This is a genomic window from Actinophytocola oryzae, from assembly GCF_004364325.1.
Taxonomy (GTDB): Bacteria; Actinomycetota; Actinomycetes; order Mycobacteriales; family Pseudonocardiaceae; genus Actinophytocola; species Actinophytocola oryzae.
In genome coordinates, this window is record NZ_SOCP01000004.1 from 1 (window position 1) to 24,636 (window position 24,636).

Genomic DNA, 24,636 nt, shown 5'->3' on the forward strand with positions numbered 1-24,636 from the left:
GGGTGAGCGGGCCTTTACCCGGCGTCTTCCCTCCTGCGCGCGGAAGTCCCTGGGCTCGCTTCGCTCGCGCAGGGACTTCCGTGCTCGTCAGTCCAGACGCCGGCGGCCCGCTCACGGTGTTGGTTTGGCTCGCTCCGCTCGCGGGGTGAGCGGGCCTTTACCCGGCGTCTTCCCTCCTGCGCGCGGAAGTCCCTGGGCTCGCTTCGCTCGCGCAGGGACTTCCGTGCTCGTCAGTCCAGACGCCGGCGGCCCGCTCACGCGTTGTGGGGTTGCACGGTTTGCTCGCTCGGCGCGTTGAGTGACACCATCCGTTGCCCTCCCTCACGGGGAGGCCAACTGCGTGCCGAGTGGAGTGCGGGTGTGGCGCAGGTACCGGCCCGTGCGGTGGGTCGTCACCAGGCCGGCTTCGCGCAGGACCGTCAGGTGCTCGCTCACCGTGCTGTTCGGGAAGGCGCACCGGCGGGCGAGCGCGGTGGTCGACGTCGGTTCCGTCAGTGCCGCGAGCAGGGTCGCCCTGGTCGCGCCCAGCAACCGCGCCAGCGCGGCTGGCGGGTCGGACCTCGGCTCCCACAGCGCCGCGATGCCCCGCGCCGGGTACTCGATCGTCGGGAGCGACGGCCGGTCCAGGATGACCCCCACACCCGGCCACTCGAACGCGCTCGGCATCAGGGCGAGGCCCGCCTCCACGTCGCGGTAGCCGGTCGTCGGGATGTCCACCACCAGCGTCGGGTGCTGCCAGTGGACCCTGGGGTGCAGGTCCGCGAGCACGGCCGCGAGGCCGCCCTCCGCGAGCAGGTGGGTCCGGTACGCGATGTCGCCTGCCAGCACGTCCCTGACCCGGGGCCACCACGGCTCGATCAGCCGATCCCAGCACGCCGCCAGCGTGTCCGCCAGCAGGTTCCGCGCCCGGATCGGGTGGTCCACCAGCGCCTGCGCGGGCGGCGGCAGCCTGCGGCCGTGCTGCTGCCGCAGGCACCGTGACAGCTCCGCGCGCACCCGTGCCGCCGGGGCCCCTCGGACCACGGCCAGCTCGTCGGCGAACCCTGCCTCTGGGGCGGCCGGTGGCGGGAACAGGAAGTCCGGGTTGTACGACGTGTACCGCGTGACCTGCAGCAACGGCGTCAGGTCCAGCTCGGCCAGCGCCGGCGCCACCGCACGCAGCCAGGGCTGGTGGTAGCCCTGCCGGTGCGGCTGGGTCAGCAGTCGCACGGCGCTCAGCGTCTCCCGCAGTGGCGAGATCGCCCAGCGGCACGACGCTGGGTCGGTGAGGCGGAACGTGATCGGCACCCGGCCACCTTTCGGTTCAGGCCGAAATCATCGAACGGCGACGCACGATGTCGCAACCTTTCGACATGGCGTTTCGGGTGCTCCTGTGGTCGCGGGCCGTCTCGTTCACCGGGGACGGGATCGGGCGGACCGCCCTCGTGCTGTACGCGGCTGCCCACGGCAGCGCGGCGGTCAGCCTCGTCCTCCTCGCGGTCGCGGTGCCGCGTTTCCTGGGGCCGGTCGCGGGGGCACTCGCCGACCGTCTCGACCAGCGCAAGCTCATGGCCGTCTGCGAGGTCGGGCAGGCCGTCGTCTTCGTGTTGCTCGCGGTCCTCACGCCGTCGCTGCCGGTGCTCGTCGCGCTGGCCGGGGTCGCGGGCTGCTTCGCCACCGCGTTCGTGCCCGCGGGCCGCAGTGTGGTGCCGGTGCTCGTGCCGGAGCGGGATCTGGGGCGTGCCAACGCGTTGCTCGGCACCGCCTTCACACTCCAGACCGCGGTCGGCCCCACGATCGGCGGCCTGGCGGTGGAGGCGGGCGGGTCACGGGTCGCGTTCGCTTTCAACGCGCTCACGTTCGTCGTCTCGGCCCTGCTGCTGACCAGGCTGCCCGCGCTGAGGCCGCACGGCGTCCCGAAGGGATTGTGGACGGAGACGGTGGCGGGCCTGAGGTTCGTCGCCACCACCCCGGGCCCGCGAGCACTCGCGCTCTCGCTGTTCGTGGTGGTGTCCTTCGTGGCCATGGACAACGTCGCGCTCGTGTTCCTCGTCGAGGACCGGCTCCACGGCTCCGCGGCGGAGTTCGGCCTCACACAGGCGGCCTTCGGTGTCGGGATGCTCGCCGCGTCCGGGCTGCTGACCGTCGGGCGCCTGCCCGCCGTCGGGCTGCTGATCGGCGGGCTCGTGCTGAGCGCGTCGGGCACCGTCGCCACCGCGCTCCTGCCGACGGTCCTCGCCGTCGCGATGGCGCAGATCGTCGCGGGTGCCGGCAACGGGGTGGAGAACGTCGCGTCCGACACGCTCGTGCAGCGCCTCACGCCCCGCCCGATGCTCGGCCGCGCGTTCGGGGCCGTCGGCACCGCCGCGCAGCTCGGCTCGGCCGTCGCCTACGTGATCGCCGCGCCGCTGGTCAGCACGCTCGGCCCGCGTGTCACGTTCATCGTCGCCGGCGCGGGCTGCGGGCTTGCCATGCTGGTGGCCGTGCCCGCGCTACGCGCCGCCTCCCGTCCCCAGCTCCCCGCGTCGACGCACTGAATCAGGCCCGGCGCAGGGCGGCGTCGCGGCGGGCGGCCATCGCCGAACCGGCCTCACGGCGGGCCATGCGGCGCAGCACGATCGGCGCGAGCACGAGGCCGGCGACGGCCCACGCGCCGAGCACGCCGATGGTCTCCAGGTGCCGCCACGACCCCGTGACCTCGACCGCCGCGGCCTCGTCGGGCAGCAGCGCCGAGCGGACGCCGAGGCCAAGCCAGTACACGGGGAACACCTGGCCGACCGTCTGCAGCCACGCGGGCAGCGCGGCGAGCGGGTAGAAGATGCCGGAGATCGCGATCAGGCCGGCCAACGGCAGCGTGACCAGGCCCTGGCTGCGCGGGTTGGGCAGCAGCGAGCCGATCACCGCGCCGAGCGGGAGCGTCGCGACCGCGCCGAGCAGGACGACCCACAACAGGGTCAGCCACGAGCCGACACCGAGGTCGAGGTCGTCGACCAGGAACATGCCCGGGACGAGCAGGATCAGGACACCGACGACGATCCAGTACGTCACCATCGTGGTCTTGCCGACGAGGTAGCCGACCATCCCGTACGGCGTCGTCCTGGCACGCAGCAGGGTGCCGTCCTCGCGCTCGACGCAGAGCACGCCGCTCGTGCCGAGTACCCCGGTGAAGACGATCGACATGCCCATCACGCTCGGCAGCACGAGGGTCACCAACGGGACACCGTCGAAAGTGTCGCCACGCATGAAGAACAGCACGACGCCCATGGCGAGCGGCCAGAAGATCTGTCCGAACAGGTCGGTGGCCGTCGAGTAGGTCTGCCGGAACTCGATGAGCCCGCGCCGTAGACCGGTGCGTGCCGCGTACACCATCGGATGCATTCTGTCCCCCTCCGAGGTCACTCAGCGTACAACCGGGCGACGCCGCGGAGCACCTCCGCACGCAGCCGGTCGACCGGCTCGTCCGCGAAGGCGGTGACCGGGTCGGACAGCGCGGCGATGGCCTGCGCGGCGCGCACCTTCTCCGCGAGGGTCGGGTCGGGCCCTGCCGCGATGCGGTTCGCGTCGGCCATCAGCTCGGTGAAGCGGCGGAGGGTGGGTGCCTGGGCGAGCCGCGTCAGCTCCTGTATCACGTTGTCACGCAACAACGTCCGGTGCTCGAGGTGGACGTCGAGCAGTGCCTCGAACACCTCCTGGCGGGTGGTCACGCGTGCGAGCGCGGCCTCGAGGTCCGTGAGGAACGGGTCGGCGACCGCGGCGAGGATGTCCGCCTTGGTGGGGAAGTGGTAGAGCACCGCGGTCTTGGTCATGCCCAGCTGTTCGGCGATCTCGCGGATCGACGTGCCGTGGTAGCCCTGCCGGACGAACAGACGGCGGGCGGCGTCGAGGATCTGCGCGCGGGTGCTGAGCATGCTCTCAGCATAGCGTTGCCTGACCATCGGTCAGTTTTATAGGCGCGCCATTGACTTACCAACGGTCAGGAAAAGGGGGAATCATTGTGAGACTTCTGGCACGGTGTCGCGGAGAGCCGAGGTCTTCGGTGGGTGGAGCGGTTCGAGGGGCCTGCGGTCGGCGACGAGCGGACCGTCCTCTCCTGGCTCGGCGCGCGACCCTGGAGCTGAAGTGCGCGGGTCTCACGACCGAGCTGGCCGGCAGGTCCGTCCTACCCTCCACGCTGTCCCTGCTCGGCCTGGTACGCCTGGCGTGACGAGACGCGGTTCGCCGACGAGTTCGTCGCCGCCGCCGAGAGCCTGGACGTCACCGGGGTGGACCGGTCACCACATGTCCTCGAAGCGGGAGCCCAGCATCACCCGCGCCATCGTCGCCTTGATGACGCGCCGCAGCTCGGTCGGGCTCTCCAGCTCCGGCAGGGTCTCGAAGACGGCACGGCTGACGTCGAGGAGCGTCACGCCCCGGGTGCTCTCGTCGGTGCCGAGCACGAACCACGCCCAGCAGCGGTAGGACTCCGGCTCCGCCTCGGGGCCGCCGTTGCGGAGCATCGGGCACAGGAACACCCCGGCCACCGACTCGACCTGCCGCAGCAGCGCGGCGTCCGAGCTCCAGCGGCGGTCCCACCCGTTCGTCACGTTCTCGTGCTGGATGCGGAGCAGGTCGTCCGTGGCGGCGACGCGCACCGTGAAGTCCGGGTCCTCCCACCGCACTTCCGTCCGCTGGCGCAAAGGTCTGTCCTCTGTATGTTCTCCAACCCACGTGCCGCACGCGAGGTTGGCAAGGGTATCGGGCGGGTATACGGGGCCGAATAGTTCCGTCTTCCCGAAAGGTCCCCCTCATGGTTGCGATCCTGGCAGCGGTCTTCTTCGCCGTCGCACTGATCATGGACTTGGCCGACACGTCCGCGGCACTCGGCCCGAGCGTCTTCATCACCGCCGGTCTGCTGTGCCTCGCGCTGCACCACGCGGGCATCGGCACCAGACGGCCGGTCCGCAACGGTCGTCGCTGGAGCTACCGCCGCTGACGCTTTCCGTTGCGGCATAGGGGTGATGTCGCGGTTCTGGCGGGTGACAGGTGTGCCGTGCGCCGGTGCTGCCGGTTACGTTCGTAAGCCGTGCGCACTGGCGAGGTCCTCGAACGACACCCGCTGCCGGCGGAGTTCCTGCCCGGGCACGCCGAGGACGGGAACCTCGTCCGGTACCGGGGCGTCGGGCACGACGGCATCCACCGCGTGGTCAGCGGGTCGGTCTTCGTGCCGGTCGGCCCGGCGCCGCCCGGCGGGTGGCCGGTGGTCAGTTTCGCCCACGGCACCACGGGCCTCGCCGACCACCTCGCCCCCTCGCGGGTCGGGCTGACCAGGTACGAGCGCGACCACGTGGCCAGGTGGCTTGCCGAGGGTTTCGTGGTCGCCGCCGTCGACTACGAGGGCCTCGCGACGCCGGGACCACATCCGTACTTCCACGGCGAGGCCGTCGCGGACGATGTGATCGACATCGTCCGCGCGGCCCGCGAACTGCACGACCAGGTCGGCCGCAGGTGGGTCGTGGCCGGGTTCTCCCACGGCGCGCACGCCGCGCTGTTCACCGGCCTGGTGGCGAGCAGGTACGCGCCGGAGCTGGACTTCCGCGGCACGATCGCGCTCGCGCCACCCGTGCACCTCCCGGAGCTGGTGCGGTACCTGACCGGCGGCGGCGACCGGCCGGTGTCGCTGCTGCTGCCGTTCCTGCTGGCAGGCGTGGGGGACGACGGCGCGAGGCCGTTCCTCACCGAGACCGGGCGACGGCTGGTGGACCTCGCCACGCGTGCGACTCTCGTCGACATGTACGGCGCGGTCGCGGGCCTGACCAACGCCGACGCCGGCATGACCGACATACACCGCCACCCCGGCGTCACGCGGGTGCTGCGGGCGTGCCGCGTGCCGGTGACGCGGATGGACCGGCCGGTGTACCTGACCGCGGGCAGCGCGGACGAGATCGTGCCCGCGGAGATCGTGGCGGCGTTCGTCGCGGACCTGCGGTGGGCGGGTGCCGACGTCCGGTTCGACCGGCACGAGGGCGCCACCCACGTCGAGCTGCTGTGCACGGGCCTGGACCGGGTCGTCGCGTGGGCGAGCCGGATGGTACGCACCCGCACGGGCTTCGACTGGTTCGACGCCGACCACGACGGCCGCCTGACCTGCGACGACTTCACGGTGTACGCGTTGCGGCTGGCGCAGGCGTGCGGTTGCGCGCCTGGCGCGGGCCCGGCACGCGCGGTGCGGACGGCCTACGCCGCGCTGTGGCGTGCGTTCGCGGCCAGGACCGGCACGGACGCCGACGACTCCGTCGACCGCACGGAGTTCACGCACCGCGTGGAGACCGGCGCGGGCTTCGCGCGGGAGATCGCCGCACTGGCCGATGCGGTCCTGTGCATGGCGGCGGGCAGCGACTCGGTGTCGGCCGAGGAGATCGCGGCGGCCGTCCGCCACCCCGGCCGCACCGACCACTGGCTGTTCGCCCGCGTCTAGGGTGTCGATCCGGGCCGTTCGTGTTCGTCGGTGGCGCGAACCCGGTTACGAGAGGAACTCCCATGATCATCGCGCTGCCCATCGCCGACCGCCGCGTCTCCCACGTCTTCTACCGTGACGGCCTCGGTCTCGAGCCGTTCGGCGAGCCCGCGGACGACGGCGTGCCCGAGCCGCTGCAGTTCCGCCTGGCACCCGAGGTCAGCATGATGCTGGTCCCGACGGGCGGCTTCGGCTGGGTGATCGGCGGCCGCGAGGTGGCGGGCCGGGGCACGAGCGAGTGCGTGCTGACCCTGCCCGCGGCGACCCCGTCGGAGGTCGACGACATGGTGGCGAGGGCGGTGGCGGCAGGCGCCGAGGTGGTGACCGCTCCTGCCCAGCAGCCGTGGGGCTACACCGGCACCTTCACCGACCCGGACGGCCACCTCTGGCAGGTGACCGCCTGACCCACCACGTCGCGGTGGGTGATCAACCGCGTCCCGATGGTGTCGCTCGTCGCGCCCGTCGGGGGATGGCACGACGCCGATCCCGGCCGTAGCGTCCTTTGTGGACGTGGTCCGTTTCGTCCTACCTGGACGGAACTCTCGCAGTGGCCCGGAAGTGGAGTCGTGTCATGCTCGCTCGTGTGACCGCCGTTGCCGTGAGCGTCGCGCTCGCGGCGACGGCGACGCCCGCCCTGGCCGAGGCCGACAGCCGGGCGGACCTGCCGTCGGCGATCGTGTCCATGGGGGACAGCTTCATCTCCGGGGAGGCGGGGCGGTGGCGGGGCAACGGGCTCACCCACTACCCGGGCAGCCGGTGGGGCACCGACCTCGCCGCCTACGACTGCAACTCCGGGGAGTCCTGGTGCTACCACGACCCCGCACGGGTGTACGGGGCCTCCTACGACAACGGCTGTCACCGGTCCGACGTCGCGGAGATCACCCATGTCCCGTCGGTCACGGTCGGGGGCGTGTCCTACCCCGTCGCGCCGGAGAACCGCGTGAACCTCGCGTGTTCCGGCGCGACGACCGAGGCGATCGACACCACCCCGTTCAAGGACCCCACCACCCAGGCCGACCAGCTCGCGACGCTGGCCGAGACCAGGAGGATCCGGCTGATCACCGTGTCGGTCGGCGGCAACGACATCGACTTCGCGGGCATCATCTTCGGCTGCGTGGCGGCGTTCACCGAGGGCTCGTCGGAACACTGCATGACCACGTACGGACCGGAGCTGCCTGCCCGGGTGCTGACGATGGCGGACAACATCCGTCGCGCGGTCGGCTCCATCCGCACGGTCATGCGGGACGCCGGTTACGCGGACGGCGACTACCGGCTCGTGCTGCAGTCCTACCCGGCACCCATCCCGGCGTCGGCCGAGAACCGCTACGTGGCCACCGACTGGAGCCGGTGGAACGAGGGCGGCTGCCCGTTCTACGACGACGACTCCGACTGGGCCCACGACACGGTCCTGCCGCTGATCGCCGAAGCCATCGAGGGCGTCACGGGCGCGGACACGGGCACCGAGTTCCTGGAGCTTCGGCACGCGTTCGACGGCCACGAGGTGTGCGCGAAGGGCGTCACGCAGGCCACAGAGGACAACACCCTGAAGAACCCCCTGCCGATGGCCGAGAGCGAGTGGATCCGGTGGATCGGGGTGCCCTACCTCTCGCAGGGCCAGGAGCAGGAGTACGCCCACCCCAACCGCTACGGGCAGCTCGCGCTGGGCCGCTGCCTGTCCGCGCTGGCCGCCGCAACGGCGACCACCCACACGTGCGAAGGGCCCGCCTGACGCGGCCCTACTCCCACACCTTCCGGACCTGTTCCACCAGGGCCGAGGACTGGATCATGCCCGCCCGAGCGGCGGCCGCCCGCCGGATCGGGTCGAGCGGGTTCTTGCCGAAGGCCGCCACGGCGTCCGGGTCGGGCGTCAGCAGAGCCACCTCCGACTCCCGGCGCAGGGCCTCCACCTGCGTGAACGTGCCCGGCATCGGGCCGATCCCCCGGGGTATCGGGGCCAGCACCACGATGCGCTCGTACCCCGACGCGAGGTCCGCGTTGGCGGCCGACCGCATGCCGCCGTCCATGTAGCGCCTGCCGTCGATCGTCACCGGCGGCCACACACCGGGCACGGCGCAGCTCGCCGCCACGGCCCGCACCAACGGCACACCGGACGTGGCGTCGAAGATCCGGAACGCGCCGGTCTCCGTGTCCACCGCCGTGACGTGCAGGGCGGTGTCGGCAGGCCACTCCCTGACCGGCAGCCGCGACTCGATCACGCCGACCCGGTCGGCCTCCGTGACCCCCGTGTCCGCACTCAGTGCGATCCGGCCGATGCGCTGGCGGACGCGTTGGGGCGCGCGGGAACCGACCATCGTCAGCGCGAAGCGGAACATCATCCCCCGGCCGAGCGCCGCGGCCAGCTCACCGTCCGGGGGCAGGAGCTGCGCCTCGTACCGCTCCCGTGGGGCGAGGCCGTTCGCCACCTGTGCGCCGACAACTGACCCCGCCGACGTGCCGATCACCAGGTCGGCGTCGCCGAGGTCCACGCCCGCCTCGGCGAGGCCGGTCAGCACACCCCACTCCCAGGCGATTCCCGTGAGTCCCCCGCCACCGAGCACCAGCGCGCGTCTCGTCATCAGCCCATCATGCCCCGCACCCCCGACACCCGGCGCGGCTAGCCTTTCCTGGTGACCGTCGAGCTGACCGTGCTCTCACGCGTCGCGTTCCGGGGGAGGGAGATCACCGGGCCGCGGCTGCGTGGGCTGCTCGCGCTCCTCGCCGCCGAACCGGGTGGCTGCGGCGTCGCCCGTCTCGTCGACGGGCTCTGGCAGGACGACCGGCCCGACAACCCCACGAAAGCACTGCAGATCCTCGTCTCCCGCCTCCGTGCCCAGCTCGGCGACGAGGTCATCGCCCGTACCCCGACCGGCTACCGCCTCGCGCTCGGCGAGGACCAGGTCGACGCGCAGGCCGTGCTCCACCACGCCGCGCAGGCCGCACGGCACGCCCGCGCCGGTGACCACGGGCAGGCCCTCCACCACGCCGAGGCCGGGCTCGCCTTGTGGGACGGACCGCCCAAGCCGGACGAGGCACACGACCCGCTGGCGGACCTGCGTGCGGAGCGGGCGGTCACCCACCGCACCCTCACCAGGGCCCGTGCCGTCGCGCTCGCCCGGCTCGGCAGGCACGCCGAGGCCGTCGGCCCCCTCACCGACCTCGCCGTCGAGTACCCGCGTGACGAGGAGATCCTCCTCGCGCTGCTCGGGTCGGAGGCCGCGACGAAGAGCCCCGCCGCGGCCATGGCCCGCTACGACGCCTACCGCCGCGCCCTGCGTGACGAGCTGGGTGCCGACCCCGGGCCCGCGCTCCGGCAGGCCCACCAGGACCTGCTGCGCGACGATCAGCCGAGCGTCCGCCACGGCGTCGCCCACGAGCCCAACCCGCTGCTCGGCCGCGACGCCGACCTCGAGGCCGTCGCCGAGCTGCTCGCCAGCGCACGCGTCGTGTCGGTCGTCGGCCCCGGCGGGCTCGGCAAGACCCGCCTCGCACACGCCGTCGGCCGGGCCTCGACCAGGCGGACCGTGCACTTCGTGAGCCTCGCGGGGGTCGCCGAGGACGGGGACGTCGCCGCCGAGGTCGCGTCCGCCGTCGGCGCCGCCGAGTTCACCAGGGTGGACCCGGTCGCGGGTGTCGCCGAGTCGCTCGGCGCGAGTGCGCTGCTGGTCCTCGACAACTGCGAGCACGTGCTCGCCAGGGCCGCCGACCTCGTCGCCACGCTGGTCGCGATGACCCGTGACCTGCGGATCCTCACCACGAGCCGCGCGCGGCTGGGCCTGTCGTCGGAGTCGGTGTACCCGCTGCCCGAGCTGGACCAGGCGACCACCGAGGAGCTGTTCCGCCAGCGGGCTCGGGCCGCGCGACCGGGTGTCGACCTGCCGGACGCGCCCGTCGCGCAGCTGTGCGCCCACCTCGACGGGCTGCCGCTCGCCGTGGAGCTGGCCGCCGCACGCGTGCGGGTCATGTCGGTCACCGAGATCAACCGGCGGCTCGCGGACCGGTTCGCGCTGCTGCGGGGCGGTCGCCGCGACGCGCCGCAACGCCACCAGACCCTTCAGGCCGTCGTCGACTGGAGCTGGCAGCTGCTCGACGCGGACGGCCGTGCCGCGCTGCGTGCGCTCGCGGTCCTCCCCGGCGGGTTCACGGCCGACGCCGCCGACCGGGTGCTCGGCCGGGACTCGCTCGACACGCTCGACAACCTCGTCGACCAGTCCCTGCTCAAGGTCGCCGACACCCGCGAGGGCACGCGCTTCCGGATGCTGGAGACGGTCCGCGAGTTCGGCGCTGCCCGGCTCGCCGAGTCCGGCGACACCGACCGGGTGATCGACGGCTTGTTCGCCTGGACGAGGGAGGTCGCGCGGCGCCACCTCGACGCCCCGTTCGGCCCGGACCCGGTCCCTGGCACCGACTACCTGCGTGTCGAGCAGGACAACCTGCTGCTGGCGCTGCGCCACGGCCTCGACCGGGGCGACGGTGCCTCGGTCGCCTCGGCCGTCGCCGTCCTCGCCGCGCTGTGGTCGGTCGACGGCAACTACCTGCGTGCCGCCTCGCTCTGCGACGACGCCGCCCAGCTGTTCGCCCACTACCGGCCGGCACCCGAGCACGTCGAGATCACCCGCGTCGCGATCACGCTGCCGCTGCTCAACGCGCTCGCCATCCGGTCGGCGGCCACCGCGCGCATGCTGTACGCGCTGCGCAGGCTCCCGACGGCCGAACCGGACACGGCGGTGCGGGCCACGGCGGTCGTGCTGGCCGAACCGGGCGTCTTCGCGCCGGACCAGGCGGTGCTGCGTGCCCTGTTCGACGGCGGCAGGCCGCAGGTGGCCGCGATCGCGGGCCTGATCCTGAGCTACGCGGCCGAGCAGGCGGGCGACCTGCCCGCCGCGATCGAGGTGTGCGCGCCGCTGCTCACCGCGTGGGGCACGAACGCGACACCGTGGCTGTGGATCCTGGCCCTGTCCCGGCTCGGCGAGCTGACGCTGCGCGTCGAGCGGGGCGAGGACGCACTCGGGTACTTCACCCAGTCCGTCCGGCTGCTCGACCGGATCGGCGCGCACCGCGACGTCGTAGGCGTGTACTGGGGCATGATGCTCGCCAACCTGCGGCTCGGGCGCCTCGACGACGCCGAGCACTGGCTGGGCCGCGCCACAGTCGACAACGCGGGTTCGCCGGAGGACGACGTCGAGGCAGGCACGTTCATGTTCGTGCTGGCGGCGCGGGCGGAGCTGGCGCTCGCACGGGGCGAGGTGGACGAGGGACTGCGCCTGTGGCGCCGTGCCGCGGCGGCGCTCGACCCCGGGAAGCACACGGACGTCGACCGCGACGAGGCGGAGACCCTGCGGCCGTGGGCACTGGAGACGGAGGCAGGCGCGGTCGCCGCCCACGCCAGGTACGACCGGCTCGACCTGGTCCCCGAACTGATGGCCGAGCTGCCCCGCCAGCTGGCGCTCCTCCTGTCGAGCCCGATCGAGCGGCCGCCGATCTACATCGGCGAACAGCAGCTGGCAGGCGCCGTGCTGGTCGCGCTCGGCATCGCCGACATCACGCGTGGCGCGACGGGGTCCGGGGTCCGGCTCGTCGCGCTGGCCGAGCGGCTCGACTTCGTGCGGAGCTTCCGGCCGACGCCGACCGTCGCGGACGTGCGGGACGCGGTCGAGAACGCCGACGGGCCGGCGTACGCCGCTGCGGTGTCGGAGTACGCCGGTCTCGACCGGGACGGGCTGCGTGCCGCGGCGCTCGCCGTGCTGGGCACCCGGGTCAGCGCCGGGGGTCCTGCCTGAACTGCCACTTCGCCCACAGGTAGCCGCCTGCGGCGAGCACGACGCACCAGCCGACCGCGAGCCACCCGTTGTGGCCGATCGGACCGCCGACCAGCAGGCCACGCAGCGTCTCGATGATCGGCGTGAACGGCTGGTACTCGGAGAACCAGCGGATGCCGCTCGGCAGCGCGTCCAGCGGGACGAACGTGGTCGACAGGAACGGGAAGAAGAACGACAGCGGCATGACGATGTTGCTGGCGCCCTCCGGCAGCCTCGCCAGCATGCCGAGCGCCGTGGCCACCCACGTCAGGGCGAACGCGGTCAGCAGGACCAGGCCGAGCGCGGCGACCCACTCGACCACGCCTGCGCCTGGCCGGAAGCCCATGGCGAGCCCGACGGCGATCACCAGCACGATGCTGGCCATGTTCAGGATGACGGCGCCGACGACGTGCCCGGTCAGCACGGCCGTGCGGGCGATCGGCATGGTGCGGAAACGCGCCACGATGCCGTCGGCGAGGTCCGTACAGATCCCGACGGCGGTCGTCTGGGTCGCGGACCCCAGCGTCATCAGCAGGATCCCGGGAACGATGAAGTCGATGTAGTCGAAGCCGCCGCCGATGCCCGCCGCGATCGTGTCGCCGAACAGGTAGGAGAACAGCAGCAGCATGATCACCGGCACTAGCGCGACGCCGACGGTCAGTGTGGGGTAGCGGACGGCGTGGCGCAGGCTGCGGCGCAGCATGGTGGCCGAGTCGGTGAACGCGCTCATGGGACGGCCCTTGGCGGTCGCGGCGAGTGGCCGGGTGGCGGTGATGGTCATGACAGGGTCGCTTTCTCTGCTTCGGTGGTGTGGCCGGTGAGTGCGAAGAAGACGTCGTCGAGGTCGGGGGTGTGGACCGTCAGCGAGTCCGTCCCGATCGAGGCGTCGTCGAGGCGGTCCAGCAGGGCCTTGAGCGCGCGGCGGCTGCCGTCGTTGGGCACGGTGAGCGTGAGTGACTCCTGGTCGCGCGAGGCGTTGCCCAGGATGCGGGCGGCCGTGTCCAGCTCGCGGACGTCGGCGAAGTGCAGCTGGACGTGGCCGCCGGGGATGCGCCGCTTCAGCTCCGTCGGCGTGCCCTCCGCGACGATCCTGCCCTGGTCGAGCACCGCGATCCGGTCGGCGAGCTGGTCGGCCTCCTCCAGGTACTGCGTGGTGAGGAAGACGGTCACGCCGTCGGCGACCAGCCCCCGGATGATCTCCCACACGTCGTGGCGGCTGCGTGGGTCGAGGCCGGTGGTCGGCTCGTCGAGGAAGATCACCCTCGGGCCGCCGACGAGCGTCATCGCCAGGTCCAGTCGGCGCATCATGCCGCCGGAGTAGGTCGCCGCGGGCTTCTTCGCGGCCTTGACCAGGTCGAACCGCTCCAGCAGCGCCGTGGCCCCGTCACGGATCCGCCGCTTGGGCAGCCGGTACAGCTCACCCATCAGGCGCAGGTTCTCCTCGCCGGTGAGCAGCTTGTCGACCGCGGAGAACTGGCCGGTCACGCCGATGACCTCGCGGACGGCGTCCGGGTCGGTGGCGACGTCGTGCCCGCCGACGACGACCGTGCCCGCGTCGGCCGTGATCAGCGTCGACAGGATCTGGACGGCCGTCGTCTTGCCCGCGCCGTTCGGCCCGAGCAGCGAGAAGACGCTGCCCGAGGGCACGTGGAGGTCGATCCCGTCGAGGACCACGGTGTCCCCGTAGCTCTTGCGGAGCCCGGTGGCTCCGATCGCGGTCGTCATCTGTCTCCCCTTTGGTTTCGTGCCTGCTCGGGGGAAAGCCTGTGGCCGCGCCGGATCAGCGGGGTTTCACCGCGGTTTCAGCCACGCTCGGCCGGTTTCACGGGGCTAGGTTGGGCGCATGGATCTTGGGCTGAAGGACCGGGTGTACCTGGTCACCGGCGGGACGAGGGGGCTCGGCTTCGCGACGGCGTCCGCGCTGGTCGACGAGGGTGCGCGGGTCGTGTTGACGGGCCGCTCCGAGGAGAACGTCGAGCAGGCGGCCGCGTCGCTGGGTTGCGCGGGGGTGGCGTGCGACAACGCCGACCCCGCCACGCCCGACCGGCTGATCGAGGTCGCGCGGGAGCGGTTCGGGCGGGTCGACGGGCTGCTGGTGAGCGTCGGCGGGCCGCCGTCCGGGTCGGTCACCGAGGTGACCGACGAGCAGTGGCGGACGGCGTTCGAGTCGGTGTTCCTCGGAGCGGTCCGCCTGGCCCGCACGGTCGCGGCGTCGCTGTCGGAAGGCGGGTCGATCGCGTTCGTGCTGTCGTCGTCGGTGCGGGTGCCGATCGGCAACCTCGGCATCTCGAACGGCCTGCGGCCCGGCCTCGCGATGGCGGCGAAGGCGATGGCGAACGAGCTGGGTCCGCGCGGGGTGCGCGTGAACGGCCTGGTGCCCGGCAGGATCGCGACCGACCGCCTGACCTATGTGGAGGCGAAGGCCACCGAGGAGGAGCGGGCGGCGGCGCTCGCCGCGATCCCGCTCGGCCGGTACGGCGACCCGGAGGAGTTCGGCAGGGTGGCGGCGTTCGTGCTGTCGCCCGCCGCGTCCTACCTGACCGGCTCGATGCTGGCGGTGGACGGCGGGATGCTACCGGCGCTCTGAGCGCGGGACGACGAGTCCGGACTCGTAGGCGGCGATGACGGCCTGGGTGCGGTCACGCAGGCCGAGCTTGCCGAGCATGCGGCTGACATGGGTCTTGACGGTCTCCTCGGTGACCACGAGGCGCCTGGCGATCTCCGGGTTGGACAGTCCCTCCGCGACGAGCTCGAGTACCTCGGTCTCGCGCGGGGTGAGGGTGGACAGCCGTACGGGCCGCGGCTGTGGCCGCAGCCGGGCGAACTCCCCGATGAGCCGCCGCGTGACGGTGGGTGCGAGGAGTGCCTCCCCGGCGGCGATGACACGCACGGCGTCGAAGAGCCGTTCGGCGGTGACGTCCTTGAGGAGGAACCCGCTCGCACCTGCCCGCAGTGCGTCGTAGACGTACTCGTCGAGGTCGAACGTGGTGAGGATGAGGACCTTCGCCGCGCCCGCGACGTGCCTGGTGGCCTCGATCCCGTCCATGCCGGGCATGCGGACGTCCATGAGCACGACGTCCGGCCGGTGCACCGCGCAGAGCCGGACGGCCTCGAGCCCGTCGGTCGCCGTTCCCTCGACGGTGAAGTCGGCCTGGGTGTCGAGCAGGGCCGCGTACCCGGTGCGCACCACCTCGTGGTCGTCGGCGACGACGATGCGGATCACTGGTCCTCCACGGGCAGGACGGCCTCGACGAGGAACCCGCCGACGGCGGCCGGTCCCGCACGCAGCGTCCCACCGGCCGCGGCGGCCCGCTCACGCATCCCGGTGAGCCCGTGCCCGGCGGCGTTGGCCGGTCCCGGTCCGTTGTCGCGGATCCGGACGGTGAGCCGTGCCCCGTACCGCAGCTCGACGTCGACGGCGGCCCCCGGTGCGTGCCTGCGGGCGTTGGTGAGTGCCTCCTGGACGATGCGGTAGGCGGCCAGCTCGACGCCGGGGTCGAGTGGGACGGGTGCGCCGGAGACGATGAGCCGGGCGTTGGCGGACTGGCGCGCGTCGTCGAGGAGGTCGACGAGCTGGTTGAGCTGGGGGGCGGGCCGCAGCTCGGCGGCGGTGCCGTCCTCGTCGTCCCTGAGCACCCCGAGTAGCCGTCGCATCTCGGTGAGCCCGGCGCGGGCCCGGTCGCCGATCTCGGCGAACCGTTGCGCCCCAAGGGGTGGCAGCTCGGGCGTGGTGAGCCGGGCGGTCTCGGCCTGTACGGCGATCATCGAGATGTGGTGGGCGACGACGTCGTGCAGCTCCCGCGCGATCCTGGCCCGCTCGCCCCGGGCGGTGTGCTCGACGAGCGTGTTGGCCACAGCCTTGCGCGCTGCCCGGTGGAGTAGCGCCTCCTTCCGGGCGGCGAGGGCGACCCCGGCCCACCCGGCGGCAGGCACGATCGCGGCGAGCAGCACGGTCACGACCGTCGGCCGGACGAGCGCGATCACGACGAAGGGGAGCGCAAGCGCTTGCGTCCACACGGAGGCCACCCGAACGAGCCCCATCACCAACGCCGCGGCCGCCCCCACGGTGAGCACGTGCAGGAGCGCCAATGAGAGGAACCCGAAGGCGGCGAGGAGGACGACGGCGGCGAGGGGCCGAACCAGTCCAAGTGGGACGGTCCCGGCGACGGCCAGCAGACAGAGCGTGAGCCCGAACATGAGATCGGCGTCCGCGACGAGCACCCGCACGAGTGCCTCCCCGAAGGCGGCGCCCCCGAGCAGGAAGGCCGCACGCATGGTGCACTCTCCGTCGCGCATGGGGTCATTGTCTCCGCCGGCAGGAAGCTTGGCGTCACTCCCACGAGCGACGTCCGTCCCCTGCGGGGGCGAGACCGAACATGGCTCCCCAACGGGACGACGCCGCCCCGCGACCGCCATAGCCTTCCGGAGCATGGAAGCCACCATCGAGGTCGCCGGGCTGCGCAAGCGCTTCGGGGCGACCACCGCGCTGGACGGGATGTCCTTCACCGTCGGCGCAGGACAGGTCACCGGGTTCGTCGGCCCCAACGGTGCTGGCAAGTCCACCACCATGCGGGTCGTCCTCGGGCTCGACGCCGCCGACGCCGGGCACGCGCACGTCGGCGGCCGGCCCTACCGGGAGCTGCGGAAACCCCTCGCGCACGTCGGCTCACTGCTCGACGCCGGTGCGCTCCAGCCGTCCCGGTCCGCACGCAACCACCTGCTCTGGCTCGCGCACTCCCAGGGGTTCCCCGCCACCCGCGTCGACGAGGTCATCGAGATCAGCGGGCTCGCCTCGGTCGCCAGACGCAGGGCCGGCGGGTTCTCCCTCGGCATGCGCCAACGCCTCGGCATCGCCGCCGCGCTGCTCGGGGACCCGCCCGTGCTCATGCTCGACGAGCCGTTCAACGGCATGGACCCCGAGGGCATCGTCTGGATGCGGACCTTCCTTCGGCAGAAGGCCCGGGAGGGTCGCGCGGTCCTCGTGTCGAGCCACCTCATGAGCGAGCTGCAGGACACGGCCGACCACCTGGTGGTGGTCGGCCGAGGCAGGGTCATCGCCGACACCACGGTCGCCGACCTCATCACCGCGGCGTCCGGGGACCGCGTCACCCTCCGGACCACCGCACGCACACCGGCCATGACCGCCCTCGCAGGCGCGGGTGCCACCGTCGCCACGACCGGGTCCGACACACTCACCGTCGACGGGCTCCCCGCCGCGTCGGTCATCACCGTCCTCAACGAGAACGCCATCGCCTTCACCGAGGTCAGCGCGCACCGCGCCTCACTCGAGGAGGCCTACATGGAGCTGACCCGCGAGGCCGTGGAGTTCCGGGCGGGTGAGCAGGCGTGAGGAACCTGATCCGTGCCGAGTGGACCAAGCTCCGCACCGTCCGGGGGTGGGTCGTCGGCCTGCTCGCCGCCATCCCGCTGACCGTGCTCGTCGGACTGCTCGGCCCGGCGGGCAGCAGCTTCCAGTGCGCGGGCCCGCACGGCGAGAGCTGCGCCAACCGCACCCTGCCCACCGGCCCCGACGGCACCCCCGTCCGCGACGACTTCACGTTCGTCCACCGCACCCTCGCGGGCGACGGCACGATCACCGCCCGCGTGGCGCCTCTCGAGGACGCCGAACCGTGGGCCAAGGCAGGCGTGATCCTCAAGCAGAGCACGAAGGTCGGCTCCCCGTACGCGGCGGTCCTGCGCACCGGCAGCCACGGCACCCGCATGCAGCAGAACTTCACCGGGGACACGGCGGGCCCGTCGGACGCGGGCTGGGTTCGCCTGAGCCGCAAGGGAAACACGCTCACGGGTGCCGCGTCGACGGACGGCGAACACTGGACCACGATCGGCACCGCAGAGATCGACCTGGGCGCCACCGTCGAGGCGGGCATGTTCGTCTCGTCGCCCGCGCACGAGGAGATCACCCGCTCGTTCGGCAACATCCAGGAGGACAGCGGCCCGACCCAGCTCACGGCCACCTTCGACGACGTGACCACCGACGGCGACTGGACGGGCGACTGGCAGCACACCGACGTCGGCGGTGAACCCGACGCGGAGACCGGGTTCACCGACAGCGCAGGCGAGTTCGCGGTCACCGGACGCGGCGACATCGCGCCGATGGTGTTCTCGGGCGGCTCGCTCACCAAGACCGTCGAGAACACGCTGGTCGGCGGGTTCGCCGGGCTCATCGCGGTGCTCGTGGTCGCCACGATGTTCGTCACCGGCGAGCACCGCCGCGGGCTGATCCGCACCAGCCTCGCCGCCAACCCGCGCCGAGGCAGGCTCCTCGCCGCGAAGGGGATCGTGATGGGCGGTGTGTCCTTCGTGGTCGGTGTGGTGGCGGCGGGGCTGACGGTGCCGATCGTCGAGGCGCTGGAGAAGGCGAAGGGCTTCAGCCTGTTCCCGACCTCGACGTTCACCGTGCTGCGCGTGGTCGTCGGCACCGGGTTGTTGTTCGGCGTGGCCGCGGTGCTGGCGGTGGCGGTGGGGATGCTGCTGCGCCGGGGTGCGGGCACGGTCACGGCCATGATCGTCGGGATCGTGCTGCCGTACCTGCTGGCCGTCGCGTCCGTGCTGCCGCAGGCACCCGCCGAGTGGCTGACGGCGGTCACCCCGGCGGCGGCGTTCGCCGTGCAGCAGAGCGTGCGTGAGTACCCGCAGGTCAACACGACCTACACGCCGTCGGACGGCTACTTCCCGCTGTCGCCCGCGGGTGGCTTCGCGGTGCTGTGCCTGTACGCCGTGGTGGCGCTGGTGTTCGCCGGGTTGGCACTGCGCAGGAGGGACGCATGACCGCGCTGCACGCGGAGTGGACCAAGGCCAGGACCGTGCCGGGCACACCGTTGCTGCTGGCGGGCGTGGTGGCACTCACCGCCGTGGTGGGTGTGCTGACCGCCCAGGCGGTATCCGCCGGAGGTGACCCCGTGAAGTCGACCCTGACGGGCGTCGCCCTTGGCCAGGCGGCGGTGGTGGTCCTGGCGGTGGGCACCGTGAGCGGCGAGTACGGCACCGGCATGATCCGCATCACGCTGACGGTGGTGCCACACCGGCTGAAGGTGTTGGCCGCCAAGAGTTTCGTGGTGACCGCGCTGACGCTGGTGGCAGGCGCGGCGGCGGTGCTCGCCTCGTTGGCCGTAGGCGACGCGCTCGTGCCGGAAGGGCTGTCCCTTTCGGACGGAGCAACGTCGAGGGCGGCAGTGGGGTCGGTGCTGTACCTGGGTTTGATCGCGTTGCTGAGCATCGGCGTGGCAGCGCTGGTCCGCGACGCGGCTGCGGCGGTCGGCGTGGTGCTGTCGCTGCTGTACCTGACACCGCTGGTCACGGCACTGGTCTCAGACCCGGACTGGCGTGACCGCCTGCAGAAGCTCAGCCCGATGACCGCGGGCCTGTCGGTCCAGGCGACAACCCGTCTCGACCAGCTGCCCATCGGCCCGTGGCAGGGCCTCGGCGTGCTGGCACTGTGGGCGGCAGGTGCACTGACAGCGGGCGCGGTGGCGCTACGCCTACGCGACGCGTAACCCAGCACCCGGCCCAGCGCACTGAAGGCGTCCTTCGTAACGCCCAGCGCACTGAAGGCGTCCTTCAGTGCAAAGCGGGCCCGGTCAGGCGCAGCGCAGGGTCAGCAGCGAGATCTCGCTCGGGGCGAAGACACGCAGCGGCGGCCCCCAGAAGCCCGCGCCTCGCGACGTGTACAGCTGGGTCGCCCCGTGGCGGGTGAGGCCGTGCACGGTCGGCTGGTCGACCCGGACGAGGAAGTGGAACGGCCAGATCTGCCCGCCGTGCGTGTGGCCGGACACCTGCAGCTCCACACCCGCGTTGGCCGCGTGCACGACCTGCCTCGGCTGGTGGGCGACGAGCAGCACCGGCGCGTCGGCGGGCGCGCCGGACAGCGCCAGGTCGAGCTTCGCGCCGTGGCCGGGCAGGCCCGACGACTTCGCCGTGTGGTCGTCGATGCCGGCCAGCACCAGCCGCGCGTCACCCCGGGACACGACCACGTGCCGGTTGTGCAGCGACTCCCAGCCCAGCTCCGACATGTGGTCGAGCCACTCCTGGGCCTCGCCGAAGTACTCGTGGTTGCCCGTCACGTACACCCGGGCCATGCCTGCCGAGATCGTGCCGAGCGGCGCGGCCTGGGCACGACGCGCGTCCACCGTCCCGTCCGCGATGTCCCCGGCGTGGCACACGACGTCGGGCTTCAGCGCGTTGACGGCGGCGGCCGTCCGCGTGGACCACCTCACCCGGTTGATGGGCCCGAAGTGCGTGTCCGCCAGCACGACCACGGTCGTCCCGTCGAGGTCGGCGCCCAGCTTCGGCAGCGTGACGTCGACCCGGCGCACCCGGGGCACCCGCATCGCCTCGCGGACACCCCACGCCACCAGGACCACCCACACCACGAGCACGCCGACCGCGACGACCCGCGCCGAGTCGTCCACGCCGAGCAGCACGAGGTGCGCGACCTGCCCGATCACCGACCACGCGAACAGCACCCAGGTGACGCCGATCGTCGTGTCGGCGATCCGCGCCGCCCAGTCCCGCGCCCGCGCGTGCCCCAGGAACATCAGGAACGGGAACGCGACCGCCACCGCGACGAACACCACGGTGCCCACGACCACGACCGGCGTGGCCCACGGCAGCACGACCGTCAGCCACGGCACCCCGAACAGGAGCAGGATCGCGACGACCAGCACGACCGGGAACAGGCCGCGGCGGACGGTGGGCCGCTCCCGCTGCTCGGTTTGTGTCATGACGCAAAACTACCCGCGCCGCCCGCTACTGTCGGGCCGTGATCGAGCCCTCCACGTTCGTGCCAGGCGAGGCCCCGGACGGTCTGCGCCTCTGGCGGCTGCCGGACCCGCCGGTGAGCGCGGCCTTCGGCCTTGCCGTCGACGTCTCCGTCCTACTGGAACACCTCGAGCTGACCGACCTGGACTTCACGCTGATCGACGCCGTGGTCGGCGACGTCGACCGGTACCTGGCCGCCGCGACCGACTTCGTCGCACGCCGGGTCGCGGAAGACCCCGAGGCCTTCGGCGTGCCGGAGCTGCCGGAACCGCTGGGCCTCGACCTGCCGGAGGTGACCTTCAGCGACAGCGGCTGGCTGGTCCGCTTCGCCGAGGCCCCGTTCCCGGTCGCCGACCCGGACGGCCTGCTGGTCGAGTTCACCGGCGACACCCCGGTGGACGTCGAGGGCACGTCGGACGCCGACGAGATCGACTAGTCGAAGCGGTGCACGGTCCTGGTGGCGACCGCACTCAGCTTGTCCGGGTTGGCGACGTTGTGGATGCCCGTGATCAGCCCCTGCTCGTCCAGGTCGAACGTGACGGTCGAGATCACCCGGCCCCCGCCGGTGAACACGATGCCCGCCGCCCCGTTGAGGTCGACCACCTCGGCACGCATGTCCGAGGGCGCGACCCCCTCGTAGGGCCGCGTGGCCACCGCGGCGAACCACTTCGCGACCCGCTCGGCACCGGTCACGGGCCGCGTGGCCTGCCGGACCTTGCCACCGCCGTCCGTCCACAGTGTCACGTCCGGGGCGAGCAGCTGCATGAGCGTGTTGAGGTCCCCACCGCCGGCGGCGGAGAAGAACCGCTCGGTGACCTCCCGCTGCCGCGCCCGTCCGGCGTGGAACCGGGGCCGCCGCGCCTGGACGTGGCCGCGCGCCCGGTGCGCGGCCTGCCGCACGGTGTCCTCCGAGCGCTCGACGGCCGCCGCGATCTCGCCGTAGCCGAAGCCGAACGCCTCCCTGAGCACGAAGACCGCACGTTCCAGCGGCGTCAGCGACTCCAGCACCACGAGCAGGGCCATCGAGACCGACTCGACGTCGGCGACCTCGTCGGTGATCACGGGCTCGGGCAGCCATGGCCCGACATAGGTCTCCCGCTGCCTGGCCGCCGAGCGCAGCCGGTCCATGGCCACGTTCGTGACGATCCGCACCAGGTAGGCCTTGGGATCGGCGACCTGCGACCGGTCGGCCGCCGACCACCGCACCCAGGTGTCCTGGACCGCGTCCTCGGCGTCGGCGGCCGAGCCGAGCACGCGGTAGGCGACCGAGAACAGCAGGTTCCGGTGGTCGGCGAACGTCATCGCGTGTACCGGCCGCCGCGGGGCCAGAACGAGCCGGTCGCCGGGTACTTCCTCATCCGGCCGTAGGTCGGCCAGGGCGCGGCACTCACCGTCTCCTTGTACCAGACCGCCCGCCGCCCGGTCAGCGTGAAACGACGCGGGCTGCTGTCCGGCCTCGTGAACTGGACGACCGCGTCATGACGGCCGAGGCTGACCGGCATGTGGTAATACCCGAAGCGGAACGGCTTGGGCGCCTTGCCCTTCAGCTCCCGGACGATCGAGACGGCCGCGTGCACGCCGGTCGGCATGCCACTCTGGCAGGTGCCGTGCAGCACCCCGAACCCCTGCTCGATGGCGGCGGAGTCACCGACCGCGTACACGTTCGGGTGAGACACCGACCGCAGGGTGGCGTCGGTGACGATCCGCCCGCGCCCGTCGACCGCGATGCCCTTGGCGAGCACCGACACCCGGACGCCACTGGTCCACAACACGACATCGGCCTCAACGGTCTCGCCACCCGCGAGGGTCACCCCGTCGGGCAGCACCTTGACGACGTCGCCGAGCCGGGTACGCACACCGAGCCGGGCGAGCGTCGCCTGGGTGTAGGCCCTGGCCCTGGCACCCATGGTCGCGCCGGGCTCCTCCCGCCCGATCAGGACGACGTCCAGACCGGGGTGCCGCTCGGCGATCTCGGCGGCGGCCTCGACCCCGGTGAGCCCACCACCACAGACGGCGACGGTGCCGGTGTCCACAGTGGCCAGCCTGTGGGCGAGCAGCTCGGCGTCGTGGGTGCTGTCGAGGGTGTGGGCGTGGTCGTCGGCCCCGGGTACCGCGCCGGTGTCGGCCACCCCGCCGAGTGCGTACACGAGCGTGTCGTACTCCAGTACCCGCGTGTCGTCGACCCGGACGGTCCGCGCGTCGGGGTCGATCCCGGTGACCCACCCCAGCACGAACTCGACGTCGGGCAGCAGCTCGGGAATCCGCAGCCGCGCCAGCTCCTGCCCGGACGCGAGCTGGTGCAGCCGCAACCGCTCGGTGAACAGCTCACTCCCGTTGACGACGGTCACCGCCACGTCGTCGCGCCCGCGGGTCCGCCCGACGAGGCTCACGGCCGTCGCCATCCCCGCGTACCCGGCACCCACCACCACGATCCTGTGCATCTCGGTTCCTTTCTCGCGAACAGATGCCCACGAGACGAACCCACCCGAGCCGAACGTGAACCACGGTGACCGGCGTCACGATCGCTCCCGGTGAGACGCGCCCAACCGGACTACGATCAAGCGCGGGGCAGCGCCGCCACCTCTCCGGGAGCATGCCATGAAGAAGATCATCAATGACCCGTCAACCGTTGTCGCAGAGGCGTTGCGTGGGATCGAGCTTGCCCACGGCGACCTGCTGACCGTGATCCACGATCCGGCCGTGATCCTGCGGGCCGACGCCCCCGTACAGGGCAAGGTCGCGATCATCTCCGGCGGTGGGGCCGGCCACGAGCCCCTCCACGGCGGCTTCGTCGGCCCCGGCATGCTCGACGCCGCCTGCCCCGGCGCCGTGTTCACCTCGCCGACGCCCGACCAGATGCAGACCGCCGTCGAGCGGACCGACGGCGGCGCCGGCGCCCTGTTCATCGTCAAGAACTACACCGGTGACGTCCTCAACTTCGAGACCGCCGCCGAGCTGGTCGAGACCGACGTGCGCACGATCGTCATCGACGACGACGTCGCCGTGAAGGACTCGCTCTACACCGCGGGCCGTCGCGGCGTCGGCGGCACCCTGCCGCTCGAGAAGATCGTCGGGGCCGCCGCGGACCGGGGTGACGACCTCGACGCCGTGCTCGCCGTCGCACAGCGGGTCGTCGACAACGTGCGGTCCATGGGCATGGCACTCGCCGCCCCGACCGTCCCGCACGTCGGCGAGCCCAGCTTCGACCTGCCCGACGACGAGATGGAGGTCGGCATCGGCATCCACGGCGAGCCCGGCCGCGCGCGCATGCCGGTCGAGAACGCCGACGGGATCGTCGCCCGCCTGCTGGAACCGATCCTCGAGGACCTGCCGTTCACCGAGGGTGACCGCGTCCTGCTGTTCACCAACTCGATGGGTGCCACCCCGCTCATCGAGCTGTACCTGGCCCACGGCATCGCCGAGCGCCTCCTCGCCGACCGCGGGATCACGGTCGAGCGCCGCCTCGTCGGCCCGTACGTCACGAGCCTCGAGATGCAGGGCATGAGCCTCACCCTCCTCAAGCTCGACGACCAGATGGTCGAGCTGTGGGACGCGCCAGTGCAGACGGCCGGCCTGCGGTGGGGGCGCTGA

General features: G+C 72.5%; 24 protein-coding genes. 12 read left to right on the forward strand and 12 right to left on the reverse strand.

Annotation, left to right across the window (positions count from 1 at the left end):
- Positions 1-321: 321 nt before the first annotated feature.
- A complete protein-coding gene (locus CLV71_RS10940; RefSeq protein WP_208297515.1) occupies positions 322-1,287 on the reverse strand; it encodes an ArsR/SmtB family transcription factor in 966 nt (321 codons plus the stop codon).
- 65 nt (positions 1,288-1,352) lie between these two features.
- Here CLV71_RS10940 and CLV71_RS10945 point away from each other — a divergent pair, with 65 nt between their 5' ends.
- On the forward strand, positions 1,353-2,516 hold the full coding sequence (locus tag CLV71_RS10945; protein WP_166664042.1) for an MFS transporter: 1,164 nt from the start codon (positions 1,353-1,355) through the stop codon (positions 2,514-2,516).
- 1 nt (position 2,517) lies between these two features.
- Here the strand turns inward: CLV71_RS10945 and CLV71_RS10950 are convergent, their stop codons facing one another.
- The 3 genes from CLV71_RS10950 to CLV71_RS10965 all read right to left on the reverse strand — a co-directional run bounded on the left by CLV71_RS10950 (position 2,518) and on the right by CLV71_RS10965 (position 4,655).
- The gene (locus tag CLV71_RS10950) at positions 2,518-3,357 is read right to left on the reverse strand and encodes an ABC transporter permease (RefSeq protein WP_133902592.1); all 840 of its coding nucleotides are present in this window, start codon (positions 3,355-3,357) and stop codon (positions 2,518-2,520) included.
- Positions 3,358-3,374: 17 nt separating this feature from the next.
- Positions 3,375-3,887, reverse strand: coding sequence for a TetR/AcrR family transcriptional regulator (locus CLV71_RS10955; RefSeq protein ID WP_166664043.1), 513 nt, complete (start codon positions 3,885-3,887; stop codon positions 3,375-3,377).
- Between the two features lie 363 nt (positions 3,888-4,250).
- Complete coding sequence (locus CLV71_RS10965; protein WP_133902594.1) at positions 4,251-4,655, reverse strand: hypothetical protein; 405 nt, start codon at positions 4,653-4,655, stop codon at positions 4,251-4,253.
- Positions 4,656-4,765: 110 nt separating this feature from the next.
- On the opposite strand from CLV71_RS10965, the gene CLV71_RS10970 reads away from it, so the two are divergent.
- The 4 genes from CLV71_RS10970 (at position 4,766) to CLV71_RS10985 (ending at position 8,201) form a co-directional block, all read left to right on the forward strand.
- Positions 4,766-4,951: a hypothetical protein gene (locus tag CLV71_RS10970; protein WP_133902595.1), complete on the forward strand. Its 186-nt coding sequence runs from the start codon at positions 4,766-4,768 to the stop codon at positions 4,949-4,951.
- A gap of 90 nt (positions 4,952-5,041) precedes the next feature.
- On the forward strand, positions 5,042-6,433 hold the full coding sequence (locus tag CLV71_RS10975; RefSeq protein WP_133902596.1) for a lipase family protein: 1,392 nt from the start codon (positions 5,042-5,044) through the stop codon (positions 6,431-6,433).
- Between the two features lie 62 nt (positions 6,434-6,495).
- The gene (locus CLV71_RS10980; RefSeq protein WP_133902597.1) at positions 6,496-6,876 is read left to right on the forward strand and encodes a VOC family protein; all 381 of its coding nucleotides are present in this window, start codon (positions 6,496-6,498) and stop codon (positions 6,874-6,876) included.
- Positions 6,877-7,055: 179 nt separating this feature from the next.
- Positions 7,056-8,201: an SGNH/GDSL hydrolase family protein gene (locus CLV71_RS10985; RefSeq protein ID WP_166664044.1), complete on the forward strand. Its 1,146-nt coding sequence runs from the start codon at positions 7,056-7,058 to the stop codon at positions 8,199-8,201.
- A gap of 7 nt (positions 8,202-8,208) precedes the next feature.
- Here CLV71_RS10985 and CLV71_RS10990 read toward each other — a convergent pair whose 3' ends face one another.
- Positions 8,209-9,048, reverse strand: coding sequence for a patatin-like phospholipase family protein (locus CLV71_RS10990; RefSeq protein WP_133902599.1), 840 nt, complete (start codon positions 9,046-9,048; stop codon positions 8,209-8,211).
- Positions 9,049-9,099: 51 nt separating this feature from the next.
- On the opposite strand from CLV71_RS10990, the gene CLV71_RS10995 reads away from it, so the two are divergent.
- Positions 9,100-12,249 (forward strand): ATP-binding protein, encoded by a 3,150-nt coding sequence (locus CLV71_RS10995; protein WP_133902600.1) that lies wholly within the window; start codon positions 9,100-9,102, stop codon positions 12,247-12,249.
- Here the strand turns inward: CLV71_RS10995 and CLV71_RS11000 are convergent.
- Positions 12,227-13,048: an ABC transporter permease gene (locus tag CLV71_RS11000; protein ID WP_243866367.1), complete on the reverse strand. Its 822-nt coding sequence runs from the start codon at positions 13,046-13,048 to the stop codon at positions 12,227-12,229. The two genes, CLV71_RS10995 and CLV71_RS11000, sit on opposite strands and share 23 nt — an antisense overlap.
- Positions 13,045-13,992: an ATP-binding cassette domain-containing protein gene (locus tag CLV71_RS11005; protein WP_133902601.1), complete on the reverse strand. Its 948-nt coding sequence runs from the start codon at positions 13,990-13,992 to the stop codon at positions 13,045-13,047. Before CLV71_RS11005 ends, CLV71_RS11000 begins: the two co-directional genes overlap by 4 nt.
- 118 nt (positions 13,993-14,110) lie before the next feature.
- Here CLV71_RS11005 and CLV71_RS11010 point away from each other — a divergent pair, with 118 nt between their 5' ends.
- Positions 14,111-14,854: an SDR family oxidoreductase gene (locus CLV71_RS11010; RefSeq protein WP_133902602.1), complete on the forward strand. Its 744-nt coding sequence runs from the start codon at positions 14,111-14,113 to the stop codon at positions 14,852-14,854.
- On the opposite strand, the gene CLV71_RS11015 is transcribed toward CLV71_RS11010, so the two are convergent.
- On the reverse strand, positions 14,840-15,490 hold the full coding sequence (locus CLV71_RS11015; RefSeq protein WP_133902603.1) for a response regulator: 651 nt from the start codon (positions 15,488-15,490) through the stop codon (positions 14,840-14,842). The two genes, CLV71_RS11010 and CLV71_RS11015, sit on opposite strands and share 15 nt — an antisense overlap.
- Positions 15,487-16,563, reverse strand: a complete 1,077-nt coding sequence (locus CLV71_RS11020; RefSeq protein ID WP_133902604.1) for a sensor histidine kinase — start codon at positions 16,561-16,563, stop codon at positions 15,487-15,489. The genes CLV71_RS11015 and CLV71_RS11020 overlap by 4 nt, the downstream gene beginning before the upstream one ends.
- A 133-nt stretch (positions 16,564-16,696) precedes the next feature.
- Between CLV71_RS11020 and CLV71_RS11025 the strand changes: the two genes are divergently transcribed.
- Genes CLV71_RS11025 through CLV71_RS11035 form a run of 3 tightly spaced genes read left to right on the forward strand, consistent with a single transcriptional unit; the run spans position 16,697 to position 19,781 of the window.
- A complete protein-coding gene (locus CLV71_RS11025; protein ID WP_133902605.1) occupies positions 16,697-17,617 on the forward strand; it encodes an ABC transporter ATP-binding protein in 921 nt (306 codons plus the stop codon).
- The gene (locus CLV71_RS11030; protein ID WP_133902606.1) at positions 17,614-19,056 is read left to right on the forward strand and encodes an ABC transporter permease subunit; all 1,443 of its coding nucleotides are present in this window, start codon (positions 17,614-17,616) and stop codon (positions 19,054-19,056) included. The genes CLV71_RS11025 and CLV71_RS11030 overlap by 4 nt, the downstream gene beginning before the upstream one ends.
- Positions 19,053-19,781, forward strand: a complete 729-nt coding sequence (locus CLV71_RS11035) for an ABC transporter permease (protein ID WP_133902607.1) — start codon at positions 19,053-19,055, stop codon at positions 19,779-19,781. Before CLV71_RS11030 ends, CLV71_RS11035 begins: the two co-directional genes overlap by 4 nt.
- A gap of 84 nt (positions 19,782-19,865) precedes the next feature.
- Here CLV71_RS11035 and CLV71_RS11040 read toward each other — a convergent pair whose 3' ends face one another.
- Positions 19,866-21,008: a metallophosphoesterase gene (locus tag CLV71_RS11040; protein WP_133902608.1), complete on the reverse strand. Its 1,143-nt coding sequence runs from the start codon at positions 21,006-21,008 to the stop codon at positions 19,866-19,868.
- Between the two features lie 38 nt (positions 21,009-21,046).
- Here CLV71_RS11040 and CLV71_RS11045 point away from each other — a divergent pair, with 38 nt between their 5' ends.
- Positions 21,047-21,481 carry a hypothetical protein gene (locus CLV71_RS11045; RefSeq protein WP_133902609.1) on the forward strand — a complete coding sequence of 145 codons (435 nt, stop codon included), beginning with the start codon at positions 21,047-21,049 and terminating at the stop codon, positions 21,479-21,481.
- Here the strand turns inward: CLV71_RS11045 and CLV71_RS11050 are convergent.
- Together CLV71_RS11050 and CLV71_RS11055 are read right to left on the reverse strand one after the other, a co-directional pair.
- Positions 21,478-22,347 carry an RNA polymerase sigma-70 factor gene (locus CLV71_RS11050; protein ID WP_133902610.1) on the reverse strand — a complete coding sequence of 290 codons (870 nt, stop codon included), beginning with the start codon at positions 22,345-22,347 and terminating at the stop codon, positions 21,478-21,480. The two genes, CLV71_RS11045 and CLV71_RS11050, sit on opposite strands and share 4 nt — an antisense overlap.
- Positions 22,344-23,486, reverse strand: a complete 1,143-nt coding sequence (locus CLV71_RS11055; protein WP_208297516.1) for an NAD(P)/FAD-dependent oxidoreductase — start codon at positions 23,484-23,486, stop codon at positions 22,344-22,346. The genes CLV71_RS11050 and CLV71_RS11055 overlap by 4 nt, the downstream gene beginning before the upstream one ends.
- Before the next feature lie 157 nt (positions 23,487-23,643).
- Between CLV71_RS11055 and dhaK the strand changes: the two genes are divergently transcribed.
- The gene (gene dhaK, locus CLV71_RS11060; protein WP_133902611.1) at positions 23,644-24,636 is read left to right on the forward strand and encodes a dihydroxyacetone kinase subunit DhaK; all 993 of its coding nucleotides are present in this window, start codon (positions 23,644-23,646) and stop codon (positions 24,634-24,636) included.

Bases quoted from the DNA above. Each gene is read 5' to 3' on its own strand.
- CLV71_RS10945 (WP_166664042.1), top strand. From the start codon at position 1,353: ATGGCGTTTCGGGTGCTCCTGTGGTCGCGGGCCGTCTCGTTCACCGGG.
- CLV71_RS10950 (WP_133902592.1), bottom strand. From the start codon at position 3,357: ATGCATCCGATGGTGTACGCGGCACGCACCGGTCTACGGCGCGGGCTC.
- CLV71_RS10955 (WP_166664043.1), bottom strand. From the start codon at position 3,887: ATGCTCAGCACCCGCGCGCAGATCCTCGACGCCGCCCGCCGTCTGTTC.
- CLV71_RS10970 (WP_133902595.1), top strand. From the start codon at position 4,766: ATGGTTGCGATCCTGGCAGCGGTCTTCTTCGCCGTCGCACTGATCATG.
- CLV71_RS10980 (WP_133902597.1), top strand. From the start codon at position 6,496: ATGATCATCGCGCTGCCCATCGCCGACCGCCGCGTCTCCCACGTCTTC.
- CLV71_RS10990 (WP_133902599.1), bottom strand. From the start codon at position 9,048: ATGACGAGACGCGCGCTGGTGCTCGGTGGCGGGGGACTCACGGGAATC.
- CLV71_RS11000 (WP_243866367.1), bottom strand. From the start codon at position 13,048: ATGACCATCACCGCCACCCGGCCACTCGCCGCGACCGCCAAGGGCCGT.
- CLV71_RS11005 (WP_133902601.1), bottom strand. From the start codon at position 13,992: ATGACGACCGCGATCGGAGCCACCGGGCTCCGCAAGAGCTACGGGGAC.
- CLV71_RS11010 (WP_133902602.1), top strand. From the start codon at position 14,111: ATGGATCTTGGGCTGAAGGACCGGGTGTACCTGGTCACCGGCGGGACG.
- CLV71_RS11020 (WP_133902604.1), bottom strand. From the start codon at position 16,563: ATGCGCGACGGAGAGTGCACCATGCGTGCGGCCTTCCTGCTCGGGGGC.
- CLV71_RS11025 (WP_133902605.1), top strand. From the start codon at position 16,697: ATGGAAGCCACCATCGAGGTCGCCGGGCTGCGCAAGCGCTTCGGGGCG.
- CLV71_RS11035 (WP_133902607.1), top strand. From the start codon at position 19,053: ATGACCGCGCTGCACGCGGAGTGGACCAAGGCCAGGACCGTGCCGGGC.
- CLV71_RS11040 (WP_133902608.1), bottom strand. From the start codon at position 21,008: ATGACACAAACCGAGCAGCGGGAGCGGCCCACCGTCCGCCGCGGCCTG.
- CLV71_RS11050 (WP_133902610.1), bottom strand. From the start codon at position 22,347: ATGACGTTCGCCGACCACCGGAACCTGCTGTTCTCGGTCGCCTACCGC.
- CLV71_RS11055 (WP_208297516.1), bottom strand. From the start codon at position 23,486: ATGCACAGGATCGTGGTGGTGGGTGCCGGGTACGCGGGGATGGCGACG.
- dhaK (WP_133902611.1), top strand. From the start codon at position 23,644: ATGAAGAAGATCATCAATGACCCGTCAACCGTTGTCGCAGAGGCGTTG.